Origin of the sequence: Pararhizobium sp. LjRoot235 (assembly GCF_964254145.1) — a bacterium.
In the GTDB taxonomy this organism is placed as follows: Bacteria; Pseudomonadota; Alphaproteobacteria; order Rhizobiales; family Rhizobiaceae; genus Pararhizobium.
The window spans coordinates 1969162-1986599 of the sequence record NZ_CAXUSP020000001.1; the positions used below are offsets into that span (position 1 = coordinate 1969162).

Annotated in this window: 16 protein-coding genes and 1 pseudogene; 6 read left to right on the plus strand and 11 right to left on the minus strand. The window is 57.6% G+C overall.

What is annotated here, in order from left to right; genetic code table 11:
- The first annotated feature begins 28 nt into the window (after window positions 1-28).
- Both ACSQ2Z_RS09365 and ACSQ2Z_RS09370 read left to right on the plus strand, forming a co-directional pair.
- On the plus strand, window positions 29-2590 hold the full coding sequence (locus ACSQ2Z_RS09365) for a GcvT family protein (protein WP_436080949.1): 2562 nt from the start codon (window positions 29-31) through the stop codon (window positions 2588-2590).
- Between the two features lie 262 nt (window positions 2591-2852).
- Window positions 2853-3116, plus strand: a complete 264-nt coding sequence (locus tag ACSQ2Z_RS09370) for a hypothetical protein (RefSeq protein ID WP_436080950.1) — start codon at window positions 2853-2855, stop codon at window positions 3114-3116.
- Between the two features lie 174 nt (window positions 3117-3290).
- Here ACSQ2Z_RS09370 and ACSQ2Z_RS09375 read toward each other — a convergent pair whose 3' ends face one another.
- The 3 genes from ACSQ2Z_RS09375 to ACSQ2Z_RS09385 all read right to left on the minus strand — a co-directional run bounded on the left by ACSQ2Z_RS09375 (window position 3291) and on the right by ACSQ2Z_RS09385 (window position 5812).
- Complete coding sequence (locus ACSQ2Z_RS09375) at window positions 3291-3773, minus strand: HlyD family efflux transporter periplasmic adaptor subunit (protein WP_436080951.1); 483 nt, start codon at window positions 3771-3773, stop codon at window positions 3291-3293.
- On the minus strand, window positions 3712-4683 hold the full coding sequence (locus tag ACSQ2Z_RS09380) for an IS5 family transposase (protein WP_436080952.1): 972 nt from the start codon (window positions 4681-4683) through the stop codon (window positions 3712-3714). The genes ACSQ2Z_RS09375 and ACSQ2Z_RS09380 overlap by 62 nt, the downstream gene beginning before the upstream one ends.
- Window positions 4684-4966: 283 nt before the next feature.
- The gene (locus ACSQ2Z_RS09385; RefSeq protein ID WP_436080953.1) at window positions 4967-5812 is read right to left on the minus strand and encodes a hypothetical protein; all 846 of its coding nucleotides are present in this window, start codon (window positions 5810-5812) and stop codon (window positions 4967-4969) included.
- A gap of 290 nt (window positions 5813-6102) precedes the next feature.
- On the opposite strand from ACSQ2Z_RS09385, the gene ACSQ2Z_RS09390 reads away from it, so the two are divergent.
- Entirely contained in the window at window positions 6103-6243 is a 141-nt protein-coding gene (locus ACSQ2Z_RS09390) for a hypothetical protein (protein WP_436080954.1), read from the plus strand.
- A 515-nt stretch (window positions 6244-6758) separates the two neighbouring features.
- Here the strand turns inward: ACSQ2Z_RS09390 and ACSQ2Z_RS09395 are convergent.
- Both ACSQ2Z_RS09395 and ACSQ2Z_RS09400 read right to left on the minus strand, forming a co-directional pair.
- Window positions 6759-7958, minus strand: coding sequence for an IS256 family transposase (locus tag ACSQ2Z_RS09395; protein ID WP_436080955.1), 1200 nt, complete (start codon window positions 7956-7958; stop codon window positions 6759-6761).
- Between the two features lie 203 nt (window positions 7959-8161).
- Entirely contained in the window at window positions 8162-8995 is an 834-nt protein-coding gene (locus tag ACSQ2Z_RS09400) for an IS5-like element ISRm4-1 family transposase (RefSeq protein WP_436080270.1), read from the minus strand.
- A gap of 66 nt (window positions 8996-9061) precedes the next feature.
- On the opposite strand from ACSQ2Z_RS09400, the gene ACSQ2Z_RS09405 reads away from it, so the two are divergent.
- Window positions 9062-9370, plus strand: a complete 309-nt coding sequence (locus ACSQ2Z_RS09405; RefSeq protein WP_436080956.1) for a toxin-activating lysine-acyltransferase — start codon at window positions 9062-9064, stop codon at window positions 9368-9370.
- 88 nt (window positions 9371-9458) lie between these two features.
- Here ACSQ2Z_RS09405 and ACSQ2Z_RS09410 read toward each other — a convergent pair.
- Window positions 9459-9572, minus strand: a pseudogene (locus tag ACSQ2Z_RS09410) (IS5/IS1182 family transposase); the annotation flags it as partial.
- A gap of 276 nt (window positions 9573-9848) precedes the next feature.
- Here ACSQ2Z_RS09410 and ACSQ2Z_RS09415 point away from each other — a divergent pair.
- Window positions 9849-10682 (plus strand): response regulator, encoded by an 834-nt coding sequence (locus ACSQ2Z_RS09415; RefSeq protein WP_436080957.1) that lies wholly within the window; start codon window positions 9849-9851, stop codon window positions 10680-10682.
- Between the two features lie 253 nt (window positions 10683-10935).
- Window positions 10936-12222, plus strand: a complete 1287-nt coding sequence (locus tag ACSQ2Z_RS09420) for a GGDEF domain-containing response regulator (RefSeq protein WP_436080958.1) — start codon at window positions 10936-10938, stop codon at window positions 12220-12222.
- Between the two features lie 51 nt (window positions 12223-12273).
- Here ACSQ2Z_RS09420 and ACSQ2Z_RS09425 read toward each other — a convergent pair whose 3' ends face one another.
- From ACSQ2Z_RS09425 to ACSQ2Z_RS09445, 5 genes are all read right to left on the minus strand, one after another.
- Window positions 12274-13278 (minus strand): GlxA family transcriptional regulator, encoded by a 1005-nt coding sequence (locus tag ACSQ2Z_RS09425; RefSeq protein ID WP_436080959.1) that lies wholly within the window; start codon window positions 13276-13278, stop codon window positions 12274-12276.
- A gap of 459 nt (window positions 13279-13737) precedes the next feature.
- The gene (locus ACSQ2Z_RS09430; RefSeq protein WP_436080960.1) at window positions 13738-13953 is read right to left on the minus strand and encodes a hypothetical protein; all 216 of its coding nucleotides are present in this window, start codon (window positions 13951-13953) and stop codon (window positions 13738-13740) included.
- A gap of 376 nt (window positions 13954-14329) precedes the next feature.
- Window positions 14330-15835, minus strand: a complete 1506-nt coding sequence (locus tag ACSQ2Z_RS09435; protein ID WP_436080961.1) for a tripartite tricarboxylate transporter permease — start codon at window positions 15833-15835, stop codon at window positions 14330-14332.
- Window positions 15836-15844: 9 nt separating this feature from the next.
- Window positions 15845-16306 carry a tripartite tricarboxylate transporter TctB family protein gene (locus ACSQ2Z_RS09440; RefSeq protein WP_436080962.1) on the minus strand — a complete coding sequence of 154 codons (462 nt, stop codon included), beginning with the start codon at window positions 16304-16306 and terminating at the stop codon, window positions 15845-15847.
- 145 nt (window positions 16307-16451) lie between these two features.
- Window positions 16452-17435: a tripartite tricarboxylate transporter substrate binding protein BugD gene (locus tag ACSQ2Z_RS09445; RefSeq protein ID WP_436080963.1), complete on the minus strand. Its 984-nt coding sequence runs from the start codon at window positions 17433-17435 to the stop codon at window positions 16452-16454.
- Between the last annotated feature and the right edge of the window lie 3 nt (window positions 17436-17438).

Sequence of the window (17438 nt, forward strand, 5' to 3'; positions counted from 1 at the left end):
TTCCAGTATTCAATCAGGGTCGTACGCAATGGCAGAATTTCCTCAAAAGGCGAAGGTCGTTATTATCGGGCTGGGCGGTATCGTCGGCGCATCGATCGCTCATCATCTGATCGAGCGGGGATGGGACGACATCGTCGGCATCGACAAGTCCGGCATCCCGACCGACATCGGCTCGACGGCGCATGCCTCCGACTTCTGTTATACGACGAGCCACGATTATCTCTCGGTCTGGACGACGCAGTACTCGATCGATTTCTACGAGAAGATGGGCCATTACGCCCGCATCGGCGGCCTTGAAGTCGCGCGCACCGGCGATGAAACCTGGATGGAAGAGATCAAGCGCAAGCTGTCTTCCGCCAAGGCGTTCGGCACCCGCGCCCATTATGTTTCGCCTTCCGAGATCAAGGAAATGTTCCCGCTGATCGAGGAAGAGCAGGTCATGGGCGGCCTGTTCGATCCCGACGCCGGCCTCGTCGTTCCGCGCTCGCAGACGGTTGCCGGCAAGCTGGTCGATGCCGCCGAGAAGTCGGGCAAGCTTCAGATGTTCGGCAATACGCCGGCCCAGTCGCTGATCGTCGAAAACGGCCGCATCAAGGGCGTCGTCACCCATCGCGGTACGATCATGGCCGATCACGTTATCGTCTGCGCCGGTCTTTGGGGTCGCCTGATCGCTGAGATGGTTGGCGAAGACCTGCCGGTCATGCCGGTCGATCATCCGCTGACCTTCTTCGGTCCGTATAACGAGTTCGAAGGCACCGGCAAGGAAATCGGCTATCCGCTGCTGCGTGACCAGGGCAATTCCGCCTATATGCGCGACACCGGCGACCCGAAGACCACGGAAGGCGGCCAGATCGAATGGGGTTACTACGAGAAGGACAATCCGCGCATGTGCCATCCGCGCGAATTGCTCGAGAAGCACGAGGCGCGCCTGTCACCCTCGCAGCGCGACCTCGACATGGAGCAGATCATCGAGCCGCTCGAGCGCGCCATGGAACTCACTCCGATCCTCGGCGAAATCGGCTATAACGAAGGTCACTCCTTCAACGGCCTGCTGCAGGTATCTGCCGCCGGCGGCCCGTCCTGCGGCGAGAGCCAGAAGGTGCGCGGCCTGTGGTACTGCGTCGCCATCTGGGTCAAGGACGGCCCGGGCTACGGCAAGCTGATCGCCGACTGGATGACGGACGGTCGTACCGAGATCGACCACAACAGCATCGACTATGCGCGCTTTTATCCGCACCAGCTGACGGAAGAGTTCATCGCCAACCGCTGCTACGAGGCCGCCCAGAAGATCTACTTCCCGGCCGTGCATACCCGCGAACCCTATGCCTCCAGCCGTGGCGTCAAGCGCTCGCCCTTCCACGAGCGCGAGAAGGAACTCGGCGGCTACTTCATGGAGCTCGGCGGCTGGGAGCGTGCGCATGGCTATGCCGCCAACGAGCATCTGCTCGAAAAGTATGGCGACCGCGTGCCGGTTCGCGAGAACGAGTGGGACAACCGGCATTTCTGGCGCGTCTCCAATGCCGAGCATCTGGCGATGAGCGAGGATTGCGGCATCGTCAACCTCTCGCATTTCCATATGGTGGACATCGAGGGACCCGATCATGTCGAGCTTCTGGAATGGCTGTGCGCCGCCAAGATCGGCGGCGACAACAATATCGGCAAGGGTATCTACACCCACTTCCTCGACGACGAGGGCATGGTGCGGGCCGACTTCACCGTCATCCGCATGGCCGACCGCTGCCGCCTGATCAACGGCGCCGATGCCGGCCCGCGCGACTTCCATTATATGCGCCGCGTCGCCGAAGACCGGGGCCTCGACGTCACAATTACCGATGTGACCGAGAAGTTCATCACCATCGGCATCTGGGGCCCGAACGCCCGCGAGACGCTGAGACAAGTCGTCGCCAATCCGGCCGGTCTTAATCCGGAAAACTTCGCCTTTGCCGCGATCAAGCAGATCGAGATCGGCGGCAGACAAGTCACTGCTTTCCGCATCTCCTATGTCGGCGAGCAGGGCTGGGAACTGCATATGAAATACGAGGACGGCCTCGCCGTATGGGACGCGCTGCGCTCCACCGGCGTCATGGCCTTCGGCGTCGAAACCTATGCCAATTCGCGCCGCATGGAAAAGAGCCTGCGCCTGCAGAACGCCGACCTCATCACCCAGTATAACCTCATCGAGTGCGACCTTGCGCGTCCGAAGGTCAAGGAAGCCGATTTCCGCGGCAAGACCAAGCATCTGGAATACAAGGCCCGCGACCACCAGCCGGCCATGCTCTGCACGCTGGTGATGAGCGACAATGTCGACGCCAAGGGCGTGGCCCGCTATCCGGTTGGCTCGATGCCGGTGATGGACCCTGCGTCCGGCGAGACGCTGATCGACGAACTCGGCCGCCGCTCCTACACGACCTCGGTCGCCTATGGCCCGACCATCGGCAAGAACATCGCGCTTGCCTATCTGCCTTGGGCCTATTGCCAGGAGGGGCGCAAGCTCAACGTCGAGTATTTCGGTGAGATTTTCCCGGTTGAGGTGGCAGGTGTCGGCTACAAGCCGCTTTACGATCCGCAGAACCTGAAGCCCCGGAGCTGATCCTCCCAGACGGTACGATAGACCATCTGCCAACGATCTTGGCGCGCCTGCCCGAAACCGAGCAGGCGCGCTTTTTCATGGCTGCGTAGCCCAAGCCGCGCGGCCATTCAGCCTCTATTCAGCCGGCCCGCAATATTTATCATGCAATTCTTCCGGCGTGAGTTACGTTGAAGTCGGGCTGAAGGGGTGTCTCGTCTCGTCCGGGTACGTCGCCTGGAACCGCGAGACGCCAAGAGGGGCGGCGCTGGGGCGCTGATGGGCAATGAAAACATTCGTAAGTGCATGTGTTCTGACTGTACTCACGGCTCCGCCTGCGTGGTCAGCCACCGTGACCAACACGGATGGTGAGGCTGCCGTGCTTGTTGTCGTTGAAGGCGAAAGCCGTATGGAAGTGGCAATCAGTGCCGGCGGCACGGAATCGATCTGCCCCAGCGGCTGTTTCATCACGACGCCGAGCGGCGACCGCATTGGCCTGCAGGGCGATGAAACCATCGAGATCGTCAACGGTTCGGCGGTCGTGAAATAATTAGTCAATGAGGGTTGGTATGACCGGACGAATTCGTCTGCCCCTACAGCAATGAATGGCCGCTGGTATCTCGATGGCTTCAACATTTGTTATTGACAAGGATTTTGAATGGTCGGCACAATGCTCGCGAATTATTTGATTAACGATACAAAATGAAGTCCCAGGGGATGGGCGCTACCGCTCACCTAAACTACCCTGGATCGTCTCAACAATCGGTGCAAAGAAATAGCTGATTAAGCGCCGCTCTCCGGTGATGACGTCAACCGACGCCGTCATTCCGGGGCGCAGGGCTTGGCGGGTCAAGGGAGCGTCGAGATATGGGGTTTCAAGAGCAATTCGAACCACAAATCCCCACTTGGATGGAACAAGCTCCGTTGCGTCGGCAGAAACGTCGATGACGTGGCCTTTTACAAAGCCAAACCTTGCCGCCGGAAAGGCATCCAGGTTGACGTTGGCGGGCTGTCTTCGGGCGAGGAATCCTATGTCGTTGTTGGTGAAGATTGCTTCCACTTCAATACCACTATTCGCAGGCACAATGCGCATAAGTTCGTCTCCCGCCTGAGCAACGCCGCCGACCGTATGAATCTTTAGACCATCAACGATACCTCCAACGGGCGCGGACAGTTTCGTGCCAGAAAAGCGGCGTTCGGCTACCATTGGCCCGCGACATCGCTTCCGGCATCGGTTTGCCCTTCGGCTTCCTTTGATGGATATCCGACTTCAGGCCATTGTCCTTCAGCCATTCCTCATTGGTCTTCGAACGATAGGCGCTGTCGGCCCAGACCGTCGATGCCGTGTTGTCCTTGGTCACAACGTTTCTGAGTTGAGCGCCGTCATGAGCAGACGCACTCGTCACCGTCCATCCGCGGATGAAGCCGTGCGCCCGGTCGATGCCCGCATGGTTCTTGTAGCCGAACATCGGAATGGCGATGTCGTGCTGCCGGGTCGCTGTTGATGTCGGCGTTTCTGTCGGTTGCTTCGCCTTGGAATACTTCATCGTCCAACGGGCGTCACGATCCTTCTGTGCGAGCTTGGCGGGCTTGTCCTTCCAGCCCTCGGGGATCTCGCCCGCCTTGATCGCCGCTTTCTCGTCCTGGCTATTGTGCTGCTTGGGAGCCTGAATGATCGTCGCGTCAACGATCTGACCGCCCTTGGCCAGATAGCCGGACCGCGACAGATGTTTGTCGAAACGGGCGAACAGATTATCGATGGCACCGGCCCGCACCAGGCTTTCCCGAAACAGCCAGATCGTCTTGGCGTCGGGCACCTTCTCGGACAAGGACAGGCCCAGGAACCGCATGAATGACAACCGGTCCTGGATGACGAACTCTGCCTGGTCGTCGGAGAGATTGTAGAGCGCCTGCAGCACCAGGATCTTGAACATCAAAACCGACGGGAAAGCAGGTCGACCGCCCTTCGATCCGTCGGATCGCTTCAGTGCCTTCGCCAAACGCTTCTCGAACACAGCCCAGGGGATAATCGCGTTGAGCTTCTCAAGCGGATCTCCTACCGCACTCAAGCGCTCGTAACGCTCGTCCAGATCCCAAAAGCCAGGCTGTCCCCGCATCATCCGCTCCCTGCAAATCACACTGCCGGAGTGAATCACGAATTCCGCAAAAAGGGGAGGTTTTAAGAGGTGTCCATCTCCATTGATCATATAGCGTTTGGATCCAAACCGGACATCTACTTAAAGTATTGTTAAACCAACTTCCCCAATAAGGCAGTTTATCCCACACCAAAATGTACAAAGACAACGCAATTAATGCGGATTCTATATTAATCATTCCAACTTACCTGTGCGACTTATTGTCGATTATCATTTTCAGATGCTCATCCACCAGGCCAACGATTTACCAGCACCGGCTATCAAACAAATCGGCAGACGAAGTCAGGCGATACCAATAGGCCTCCATGTACATTTTCAGATAAGATAAAGCTCCGATCGGTTTGAGCCCACTTCCCTCGTTGTACAGTTGAGACGTCAGCATCACATCATACAGGCAAAGTCCAGCTGCTGCATTCCTGTGCAACTCCGCCAAGCGAAGCGCCCCAGTGGAATCTTTTAGCACTACGTCATGATCGTATAGTATCGTTTTCAGCTTCAAGGCCTCATCCGCGATATCTGATGCCAAGTTATACTCCTGAAATATCTCCTGAATGGAGATATACTTTGTGAATGCGTCAATCTCCGTTGTGTTTAAGCCGTCTAATTTAGGGATATTTACATAAACTGCTGTTTTTTCAATGCGTTTGTTGTCCAGCAGGTGTTTAGCACCTCGCAGAATGACGGCGTCATAGTCAATCGACGAAAATTCAGCATTGAAGAACAGAGGCGTTCCAAAAAAAATTCCCAATCGCGCATTAAGATCTTCCCAAAATATCCTATCCTTACCGTTTGGAAATTCTCGATTAATTGAAGACTTCAACTTACTGACAAATGGATTTTGTTTAATATTATGATTATAGTAATAATCTTCTCTTCCAATATATATGTAGCGATCGTTTCGGCTGAAAACGTCACCGGCGGTTGATACAATATCGAATACAACGGCGCGACCGCTCACCCGAGCAAGAAATTCATACGCCGACTGTATGTACTGGGAATAAACCCCTGGGATGCTGGCATCTATCGCCACTTTGAACTCAGATGCGCTATCATCTCTAGAAAATTTGCTGGTGGCGATGTAGTTAATCATGACGCCATTCTCGTAGAGAGCTTTGTCGACGAGCGAGTTGTATTCATTGCGCTTGCTGCTGACCAAGTTCGCGGTAGCGTTAACGACCGTGACGACTGCAACCACCAAGGTGAAAAGATAGAATATTCGGATAATTGTTCGGTCCTCGCACACAGACACGCCCCTAGATGTCAGGTCTAGGGGCGTGAGCCTCCTAATTCACAAGAGTCTTATCTACCGCCTTGTGAGAAGCGCCCTGGATCGCTCGTGTGGCAACTGCCGCAACTTTGCCGGTTTAAGCTGCTCCAAGCATGATCATTGAAGCCGTAGTTACCATCCGGATCACGATCTCTTGCCGTTCGCCCGGCATCGCTCAAACCATCGCGATGGTTGCCAACCCTGCTGGTCTTGTCCCTCCGGTTTACCCGTTCTTCACCGCCACCATGACCTGAGTTACCGCTTCCCATTTTTTTTCCTGGTTTCAATCATGTAACAGAATGTTATGTCGATTGTGCCGCTCGCACGGCTGCAACTCTACATGTGCCCTGATGCACGTCAAGGGGGTGTTTGTGGATAATTGAAACTTCTATGACTAGTGCGCTAAACGGATAAAATTGCCCTGATGAGGCCTTGACCTTGGCCACTTAATTCGAAATCTCTAGTCAGTCTGGCCAATGACATATGGTCAGATTCCGTTATCCCGTTGAAGCCACGGTAGGTTCAATAGATTGTAACATAATGAAAATACAGTGTTCTACTGGCGATTTGAAAGTGAGCACCGGTGCGTATTCAAGAGAAAGTGGAGAGACGAGTGTTCAATCATGTGGAGGGTGCGCCCGAAGGTAGGCGATATGGCTTCTTCGAGGTATTCGGCATGATGACTGCTATCGCAATTGAGATCGTGTCCCTGGAGGTGGTGTAGGTCGCGGCTGAAGGCCGTGCTTTCCGACATAGGGCCGGAGGGATATCAGCGGGCCACAGCGGGCAGACTGATTTGCGGATCATCGCTCATTTGCGCCATGGTCTCAAGTGTCAGGTACCGGGCGCGTTGGACGGCCCATTCGTCATTCTGTTCGAGCAGCAATGCGCCGACGAGGCGGACGATGGCTTCGTCATTCGGAAAGATGCCAACGACCTCGGTGCGGCGCTTGATTTCGCCGTTGAGACGCTCGATTGGATTCGTCGAATGCAGCTTTGCCCGGTGCTCTTTCGGGAAGGTCATGTAGGCGAGCACATCCTCTTCGGCATTGTCCATGATGGTGGCGAGCTTTGGAACTTTCGGCCTGATCTGATCGGCGACGCTGCGCCATTGAGCGCTGGCTGCCTCCGAGGTCTCCTGGGCGAAGGCCGTTGCGATGAAGGCGGATACGACGCGCCTGCCGCTCTTTCCGGCATGTGCCAGGACGTTCCTCATGAAGTGGACCCGGCATCTTTGCCAGGTGGCATTGAGAACCTTGGTGACAGCCGCCTTGAGGCCTTCATGCGCATCGGAGACGACAAGCTTCACGCCACGCAATCCTCGGCGGGTCAGCCGGCGCAGGAACTCTGTCCAGATCGGCTCGGCTTCGGACGTGCCGACTTCCATACCAAGGACCTCACGCCGCCCGTCGCTGTTGACGCCGACGGCGATGATGACGGCGACGGAAACGATGCGCCCGCCGCGGCGGACCTTCAGATAGGTGGCATCGATCCAGATGTATGGCCAGTCACCTTCAATCGGCCTGTCGAGGAACGCCTTCACCTTGACGTCGATCTCCTCGCATAGCCGCGATACCTGGCTCTTGGAGATGCCGCTCATGCCCATGGCTTTGACCAGATCATCAACCGAGCGCGTCGAGATGCCTTGAATATAGGCTTCCTGAATGACGGCCGTCAGAGCCTTCTCCGCCATTCGACGCGGCTCTAGAAAGCTTGGGAAGTAGCTGCCCTTGCGCAACTTAGGAATGCGCAGCTCGACGGTTCCGGCCCGCGTCTCCCAGTCCCGGTCACGGTAGCCGTTGCGCTGGGCGAGCCGCATCGGGCTCTTCTCACCGAAACCAGCACCGGTCGCGCCGCCAACCTCCAGCTCCATCAACCGCTCGGCCGCAAAGCCAATCATCTCGCGTAACAAATCCGCATCGGCGCTCTTTTCAACAAGCGAACGCACGTTCATCATGTCATTGGTCATCGGTGATCTTTCCATCAGGTTGGTCTTGAACAACCCGACCCTAAATGGAAAACACTGATGGCCGCCTAAACCTCAGGACCTACACCACCTGATGGGACACGATCGTTTACCAGTTTACGGTGGAGGAGTTGGGATTGTACCTGGTCCCAGCGCTTGATGCAGGACAATTTAAGGTTTATCTAAGAGTCGGACTCGAAAAGGCTTCAACGATATCCATATCTTGCAAGGCGTCTTGTGAGCATGCGGATGTGGGCGATGGTTATCCACGCTTCTGCTGAAGCGACGGATTTTTCGAAGTCCTTGGCCAGCCTGCGGCATCGCCCCAGCCAGGCGAAGGTCCGCTCGACGACCCAGCGGCGCGGCAGGATTTCAAAACCCTTGGCCTTGTCGGAACGTTTGATGATTTCGAGTGTCCATTTCCCGATTTTCTGTAGCCGCTTTTTGAGCTTGTCGCCCGCATAGCCGCCATCAGCGAAGACATGAAGCAACCACGGCCACCGGTTTTTGACGGATTTCAGGAGATCGGGAGCGCCGTCGCGATCCTGGATATCGGCGCTGTGCACCATGAGGCCGACCATCAGCCCGAGCGTGTCTACAATGATGTGGCGCTTGCGGCCCTTGATCTTCTTCCCAGCATCAAAGCCACGGATACCACCGCTTTCAGTCGTTTTAACGCTTTGGCTGTCGATCACGCCTGCTGTCGGCGAGGCTTCTTTCCCCTCCAGTTCCCGCGCCTCCATGACGAGGTGATGGTTGATCCGTGGCCAAAGACCCATTGCCCGCCATTCATAGAAATACCGCTGCACCGTCGAACAGGGCGGAAAGTCCTTCGGCAGCATCCGCCACTGGCAGCCTGTCGAAGCGATATAGAGAAGGGCGTTTAAAACATCGCGCAAATCAGTCTTGCGCGGACGGCCCAGACGCCGTGGCGCAGGCATGAACGGCGCAACAAAATCCCATTCCCGATCCGTGACATCGCTTGCATATCCGCTCGTCCGCCGGACATAATTGCGCCGGGTGGTTTCAGTCCAGGCCATCGTGATCTCCATCGAATCTTTGCAAATCCGACGGAATCACAACTGACTGAAATCACTCAAATCTTTTTGAGGCAGCCTCTAAATGATCTTGGACGTCCGTCGGCATTTGTGACCTGGGCTCTGGTCGATGACGAATGTCATCAGATTCTGTCGGAACGCGGTATCAATCCTCCGCCGAATAAATGGCGCTCTGGCCCTAATCTTTGGTTTATGGACATTGTTGCTCCTTTCGGAGATGCGCGAGCGATCGTACGTGATCTTCAATGCAACCATTTTCCAGATATGCGAGCACATTCAATCAAACGGAATGCAGACGGCAGCATAAAGCGGGTCAAAGTTTGGAAAAATCTACTCGCAACGCAATTCTCCTCATGAGCGAAAGTGTTCAAAAAGGTTCTCTCGCCGCAGTGGCGCGGCGGTAGGGCGGCACATGCCGGTCGTCTCTCCGAGAGAGTCCGGAAAGTTATTCGTTTGAACAGAGCCTTCGCAGCATGAGGCGGATAGACGCCAGTTTGAGGGAGGCGAACGCGTTGCGCGACAGATTTTCGGAATCCTTGGCCGGCCTGCCGCATCGACCCGGCAAGGCGCGTTGCGAAGGGCGATCTGAAGCCCGGATATGCCGAAATCGGCGCAAAGCCGAAGATCGAAGATCCTTCGAACTCTCCTCGGCAACAGGTCATCGAAGAGAGTGCGTTTGGATCCGAACAGCGACGCTCAGATGATTGAAAGACGGCTTCAGGCTTGCCATCTTTTTGCCTGAGGTTGGTCGCGTATTTCAGCAAGCGATTAACGACTGCGAAAACCTTTCTGCGTAGCTTGGGCCTCGGGGACAATCTTTTCAGATAGGCGATCTATGTCATTTTTCGGCGTGTCCGGAATGTACTATTCCGGTGAATCCTTGCAGCAGCATCGCATTGTGCTTGCAGAGGACTCCAATCTCTTCTCCGCCATGGTTTCCAAACGGCTGAAGGAACTTCTCGACATCGACGTGATCGTCTGCCGTGACTATGAGGAACTGCAGTTTTCCGTTGAAAACGCCTCCTTTGCGGCAACGCTTGCCATTTCCAATATCAATCTCCCTGGTGCCGAGAACGGCGAGGCATTGTCCTATCTCATCGAGATGAGCGTGCCGACGGTCGTCTTCACCGGCACCTTCAAGGAAAGCACGCGCGAGACGATCCTCGCCCAGGACATTGTCGACTACGTCATCAAGGACAGCGTTTTTGCCGTCGACATGCTGGCCGAATCCGTCTGCCGGTTCCTGACGAACCACCAGCATCACGTGCTGATCGTCGACGACAGCCCGACGGCGCGCGCGCTGCTGACGACGCAGCTGAAGCGCTACAATTTCCGCACGAGCTCCGCCGAAAGTGGCGCTGCGGCACTGGAACTGCTGAAGAAGCATTCCGACATCGGCCTGGTCATCACCGATTACAACATGCCCGATATCGACGGTTTCGAGCTGACGCGCCGCATCCGCGCGGCATATGGGCCACATCAATTGCGGATCATCGGCGTTTCGTCCTCCGACAACCGGCTCCTGTCGGCACGGTTTCTGAAGGCGGGCGGCAACGATTTCATGCTGCGCCCGTTCGTCAACGAAGAGTTCTACTGCCGCGTCAACCAGAATCTCGACACCTTGACGAAAATCCAGACTTTGGGTGCAAAAATTGCCCGTAAGGCCTGAGATCAGGCACCGAGCGGCAACATTTTCCGTGCGCGGGTGGTGATTTTTGCCGTAAGGCATGAGCAATTAACGAATTTGCAATCACAAGTGGATTTGATGGCGTGGGGACGAGGATGGGGAGCGGCGTCATTCCGCTCACAAATCCATTATCGTAAAAATGTTAGAGCCAGCGTTCAGCGATAGCGGCGCCTGCCGCTCATATGGGACTGGCAGGAACGTGGGCTTTCGCAAAGTGTCGGGGCTGGGAAACAGCGTGCAGAAGCATTCGGGCCGGCGAATGCTTCTCGTCGAGGATTCCCGCATGTTCTCGACGGTGCTCAAATACGCACTGGAAACCATCCACGGTCTCTCCGTCACCCATTGCTCGTCGCTTTCGGCTCTTCGCAGTGCTGTGGACGATGGTTATGGCGAATTTTCTCTCGCGGTCCTCGATCTCAATCTTCCCGACGCGCCGAATTGCGAGGCGTTGGACTATGTGATCTCCAGGAGCATCGCCGCGATCGTGTTTACCGGTTCGTTCAATGATGGCACTCGGAATACCGTCCTTAATCGAAATGTCGTGGATTGCGTCATCAAGAACCAGCCGGATTCCATCGGTCACCTCATTTCGGTCGTTGATCGGGCGCTGACCAATGGGCGCACCCATGTTCTTTTGGCCGATTCCGAGGAGGCCTCGCGCGCCGAGCTTCTGGCGCTTCTGCGGCAGCAGCAATTCAACGTGACCGAGGCCGGCAGCGGCGCCGAGGCTCTGCGCTTGCTCGACGCCCGCGACGACATCGACATGGTGCTGTGCGATATCGCGCTCTGCGACATGACGGCCTACGGCCTGCTCGCTGAAATTCGTCAGCGACATGGCGAGGATGCCGTCAGCGTCGTCGCTGCCTCCGACGATCGGGCCCATGCCGCCAAGTTCCTGCAAAGCGGCGGCACGGAGTTCATTCAGAAGCCGCTTTTCGTTGAGGAGTTCAACGGCCGCCTGTTTCAGGTCGCAAACATCCAGAAGCGCATTCAGGCCCTGCACCGCCTTGCCGCTCGCGACTATCTGACCGACATCTACAACCGCCGCTACTTTTTCCAATACGGTCCAAGAATGGTCGATCAATGCCTGCGGCATGGCAGGACGACCTCGATCGCCATCCTCGACATCGACCATTTCAAGCGGTTGAACGACACCTATGGCCACGAGGTCGGTGATCTTGTGCTCAAGACGGTGGCAAGACGCCTTCGCGCGCTGATTGGAGACGAACACATGCTCGCCCGCCTCGGCGGCGAGGAGTTCGGCATCCTTTTCAACGAACTCGACGTCTCCGCGGCCCATGATTTCTGCGAGACTGTGCGCCTTGATATCGCGGGAGCCAAGGTGATAGCCGACGACGAGGAACTATCGATCACGATATCGATCGGGCTTGCCACGATCGAGGGACCGGAAACCTTCGACAACTACCTGCACGCCGCCGACCAGTTCCTTTACATGGCTAAATATGACGGCCGTAACCGGATCGTTTCCGAACGGACCGTTCTCAAGGCCATGGTGTCCTGAACCGCGGCGGGTTTCGCCGTCATGTCTGATCCGAAGATCGAACCATGTGTTTTATCGCGCTGCCTGCAGCGTGAGTTTGCGCTCGGCGCGCTCCTGCTGAGGGGAACGGTTGTAGAGTTCGCGATAACACTTCGAGAAGTGCGAGGCGGAAACGAAGCCGCAGGCGACCGCCACCTCGACCACCGGCATGGCTGATTGCACCAGCAGGTGGCGGGCGCGATCGAGCCGGATTTCCAGGTAGTAGCGGGCCGGGGAGCGCCCCATTTCCTGCCGGAACAGCCGCTCGATCTGGCGCCGCGACAGACCGGCGCCGTCGGCGATTTCGAGAAGCGACAGCGGCTCGGAGAGATTGCCTTCCATCAGTTCGATGATCGACAGAACCTTCGCGTTCTGGACGCCGAGGCGGGCACGCAGCGGCAGCCGCTGGCGGTCGTGCGGGCCGCGCACCCGGTCGGTCAGCGCCTGTTCGCAGACGCGGTTGACGAGGTTCTCGCCGAAATCCTGGTCGATCAGGTTCAGCATCATGTCGAGCGAGGCGGTGCCGCCGGCGCAGGTGTAAATGTTGCTGTCGATTTCATAGAGGTCGGCATAGACATCCACCTGCGGGAAGCTTTCGGCAAAGCCGGGCAGGTTTTCCCAGTGGATCGCACAGCGCTTGCCCGTCAGCAGACCCGCTGACGCCAGCACATGCGCGCCAGTACAGAGGCTGCCGACCGAGACGCCGCGATTGTAGACTTCACGCAGCCAGGCATTGACGGACTTGTTGTTGAAGTCCTCGACATAGATGCCGGAACAGACAAGAACCATCGAGGGCCGGTTCTCGCCGCCGAGGAACTTGCGTTCATCGGCAAGCGAGGTATTGACCTCAAGCCCGATGCCGCTCGACGACAGGACCTGGGTGCCGTCGGTGGAGGCGAGCCGCCAGGTATAGGCCTCATAGCCCAGCATGCGATTGGCGATCCGAAGTGTTTCGATTGCCGCGGAAAACGGCAACATGGAAAAGTTCGGGACCAGGAAGAAGACGAGCGAACGTTTTTTGGTCAATGGCTTGTTCATTGAGAGGGTTCCATGCGCCGCAGATGTTGCATTTGTCACGCGGAAAAGCGGCATCTGGCTTTTCTGAAAACGACATTGGCATGGACGCGAGCGACTGCAAAGAAATAAATGTTTGCGACATCGAACAATCTGCTGCGAAAATCGGCATGAGCCCTAAAAAGCACCCAGTTTTTTCACTCTCGGCGACAAAAATGTCGCATTCAAATCTTGCGTCTAGAGGAGCAAGGAATGCCACCAATGCGCATTGTCATGTTCAGTTTGCAATTTGCGACATACTTTGCTGCGGCGAACGTGTCGGAAACAGACTACGCGGAACGGGGTGGCACCGGCCCGTCGTGATGAGTAGCCGGAAAATGAAAAAGGGCATTTCGCCATCATGGTCGAAATGCCCTTTTCATGCGTCATTCACATTTGTTCGACACGGAGGATTGCCCTCGGTCGCTACGGGTGTCCGATCCGTCATTTGGCCGGCGTATCCTTGTCGGCCATGTCTTCGGCCATGTCGATGGTCGGAAAGCCGATGTCCTTGAGCGTATCATAGGAAAGGCTTTCGAGAACGCGCTCGGCGCGGTGACGCTGCCAGGATGCGACGGCGCGAGCGCGCAGGCCCGCAAGGCCAGCCACAAAGGACGAATGCCTTGGATCGGGTGTATGTTCTAGACTGAAGAATGCCATGTTCTGGTTTCCTTTTGATTGGGAGGCTTCAAAAGGTCGCGACCATGAAAGAGTAATGCCGCACGGCCATTCATCATTCAAGCGAATATAATTGATCTCATGCATCAAATATCATGATGCTTCGTGAGGCTCGAAACATCTTTGTCAGGTCCTCGAAAGTAGAGAAACAGCTTGGCTCCCCACCCGTTTTCCTTAGAATTTTTTGGTTGTTTTTAAGGCTAAGCCGGTGGCGGGGTGCTCCGCATCGTTTGAGCATCCTGGTTGAAATTCGCAGTTAAGGCTCGGAAAACCGGCCTTTGTTTTTGGATAAACCGCGATGTTGAACGCATGACCGGTATGCCCGGCAAGCCGGTCATGCGTGTCGGCGACGGGTAGATCAATCCTCTTCCTGGAAAACCGCTTCGCGTTTGGCTTTGACGGCCGGCAGGAACACGACGACCAGGACTGCGAGCGCCATCAACAGCAGGAAGGCGCTGATCGGTCGTGTGACGAACGTCATCGGATCGCCGCGCGACAGGATCATCGCCCGGCGCAGGTTTTCCTCCAAAAGCGGCCCGAGAACGAAGCCGAGCAGCAGCGGCGCCGGCTCGCAGCGCAGCTTGACCAGCAGGTAGCCTGCGATGCCGAAGAAGGCCACGGCGTAGAGGTCGTAGACGTTGGAATTGACGCTGTAGACCCCGATCGAGCAGAAGGCCATGATGATCGGGAAAAGAACGTAGTAGGGGATGGTGAGCAGCTTCACCCAAAGCCCGATAAGGGGCAGGTTGAGCACGACCAGCATCAGGTTGCCGATCCACATCGAGGCGATGATGCCCCAGAACAGCGCCGGCTGCTCGATAGCCACATTCGGGCCGGGCACGATCCCTTGAATGATCATCGCGCCGACCATCAGCGCCATGACCGGATTGGCCGGGATGCCAAGGGTCAGAAGCGGAATGAACGATGTCTGCGCACCGGCATTGTTGGCCGATTCCGGTCCGGCGACGCCGGCGATCGCGCCGCGGCCGAATTCCTCCGGCGTCGCCGAAAGCCGCTTCTCGACGGTATAGGAGGCAAAGGCTGCAAGGATGGCGCCGCCGCCCGGCAGGATGCCAAGCGCCGAACCGATGAGGGTACCGCGTAGGACCGGTGCGAACATCTGCCTGAAATCGTCGCGCGTCGGCAAAAGGCCGCTGACCTTGGCCATCAGCACCGTGCGGGTCTTCTCGCCCTCGAGATTGCGCAGGATTTCGGCGACGCCGAAGACGCCGACGGCGACTGCGACGAAGTTCAATCCGTCGGCATATTCGCGGATGCCGAGGGTGAAGCGCGGCGTGCCGGTATAGATGTCCGTGCCGACGAGGCCGAGCAGCAGGCCGAGCGCCACCATGGCCAGCGCCTTGACGATGGAGCCATGCGCGAGCGCGATCGACGAGACCAGGCCGACGACCATCAGCGAGAAATATTCGGCGGCCCCGAATTGAAGCGCGATGCCGGTGAGTGGAATGGCGAAGATCGCCACCAGGAAAGTCGAGACGGTCCCGGCGAAGAACGAGCCGAGGGCGGCGATCGACAATGCTGCGCCGGCCCGACCCTTGCGGGCCATCTGGTAGCCGTCGATGGCGGTGACGGCGGAGGAGGATTCACCCGGCATATTGATCAGGATCGCCGTGGTCGAGCCGCCGTATTGGGCGCCGTAGTAGATGCCGGCAAGCATGATCAGCGAGGAGACGGGCTCCAGTTGGAAGGTGATCGGCAAAAGCATGGCGATCGTCGCCGTGGCGCCGATGCCGGGCAGAACGCCGATCAGCGTACCGAGCAGCACGCCAATCAGGCAGAACAGGAGGTTTTCGGGCGAACCTGCGGTGGAGAAGCCGAGTGCGAGATTACTGAAAAGGTCCATGACGATGTCCTAGAATCTGACCCAGGGGCCGAAGCGCTGGAAGGGCAGGCCGAGCGCGTAACTGAACACGCCGACCGAAAAGAAGGTCAGCGCGATCGAGAGCACGATCGCGGTCAGCGGCTTCATGCGGTGGGAGGCGAAGCAGGCGATCAGCGTGGTGAAGAACAACGAGGGCACGAAGCCGAGGCCGCGCACTGTCAGCCCGAAAAAGATCGGTGCGGGCAGGATGAACATCATGCCGCGCCAGGCGATCGGACCGAATGGTTCGCCGTGCACGCGCGCCGCCTGGATCAGGATGACGAAACCAAGAAGGGTCAGGATAACGGCGAGGATCAGCGGAAAATAGCCGGGCCCCATTCTCAGCCCCGTGCCGAGCTCAAGACCGAGGCATTGATAGGCGAAGAAGCCGCCGGTGCCGATAAAGAGCGCGCCGCACAGCGTATTGGTCGTGTCGAAGGATAAGGGTTTCATAGTGCCTCCGTGAAATCGGCCCAGTCGTCAACGTTCATCATCTCTTGAAAGGATAGCGAAGGGAAGAGAGGTGAACGGGCGCCTTCCCCCGAGAGAGGAGAAAGGCGCAGGACGTGCCAAGCCCTTGTCATGACGGGAACAAGGATCAGTCGGCGTATTGGCCGGCTGCTTCGATGACCGGCTTCCAGCGGGCGATCTCGCCTTCGAGCTTGGCCTTCAGGGCTGCCGGCGTCGCGTCGGCTTCCGAGGACGGGACGGTACCGAGCTCGGCGAAGCGGGCAACGACGTTCGGATCCTTCAACGCGACCTGTAGCGCCTTCGACAGACGTTCGACCACTTCCGCCGGCGTGCCCTTCGGCGCATAGACGCCATGCCAGATGCCGACCTGGAATTCCGGCAGGCCGCCTTCGGCTGCTGTCGGGACGTCCGGGAGGACGGGCAGGCGCGCCGGCGAGGTGACGGCATAGGCCTTGATCGTACCGCCGAGGATCTGCTTGGTCGTGTTGGTGGTCTGGTCGCACATGATATCGACCTGGCCGCCGAGCAGATCGGTCATCGCCGGGCCGGTGCCCTTGTAGGGGACGGTAACGAGCGGCGTTTCAATGGCGCTCATGAACATCATGCCGCAGAGATGCGAGGCGGCACCGATGCCGGCATTGGCGACGGTCACCTTGTCCTTGTTGGCCTTGACGTAGTCGATCAGGCCCTTGAGATCGGTCGGCTCGAAATCCTTGCGAGCGACGATGGTCATCGGCACCTCGGTGACGAGGCCGACATATTCGAACGCGTTCAGCGTGTCATAGGCGAGCTTGCGATAAAGCGTGGCGCTGGTCGCCATGCCGATATGGTGCAGGAGCAGGGTGTAGCCGTCCGGATCGGACTGTGCCACCCGGCCGGCACCGAGCGTTCCGCCAGCGCCGCCGACGTTTTCGACGATGATCTGCTGACCGAGATCCCTCGACATGGATTCGGCGACGAGACGGGCGACCGTATCTGTCGGTCCGCCAGCCGAGAAAGGGACGACCATGGTGATCGTGCGCTCGGGATAGGTCTGGGCATGTGCAGAAACGGAAATGAGCGAGACGGCAGCAAGAGCCGTCATGCCAAGCATGGCTTTGAAGATTTTCATCGA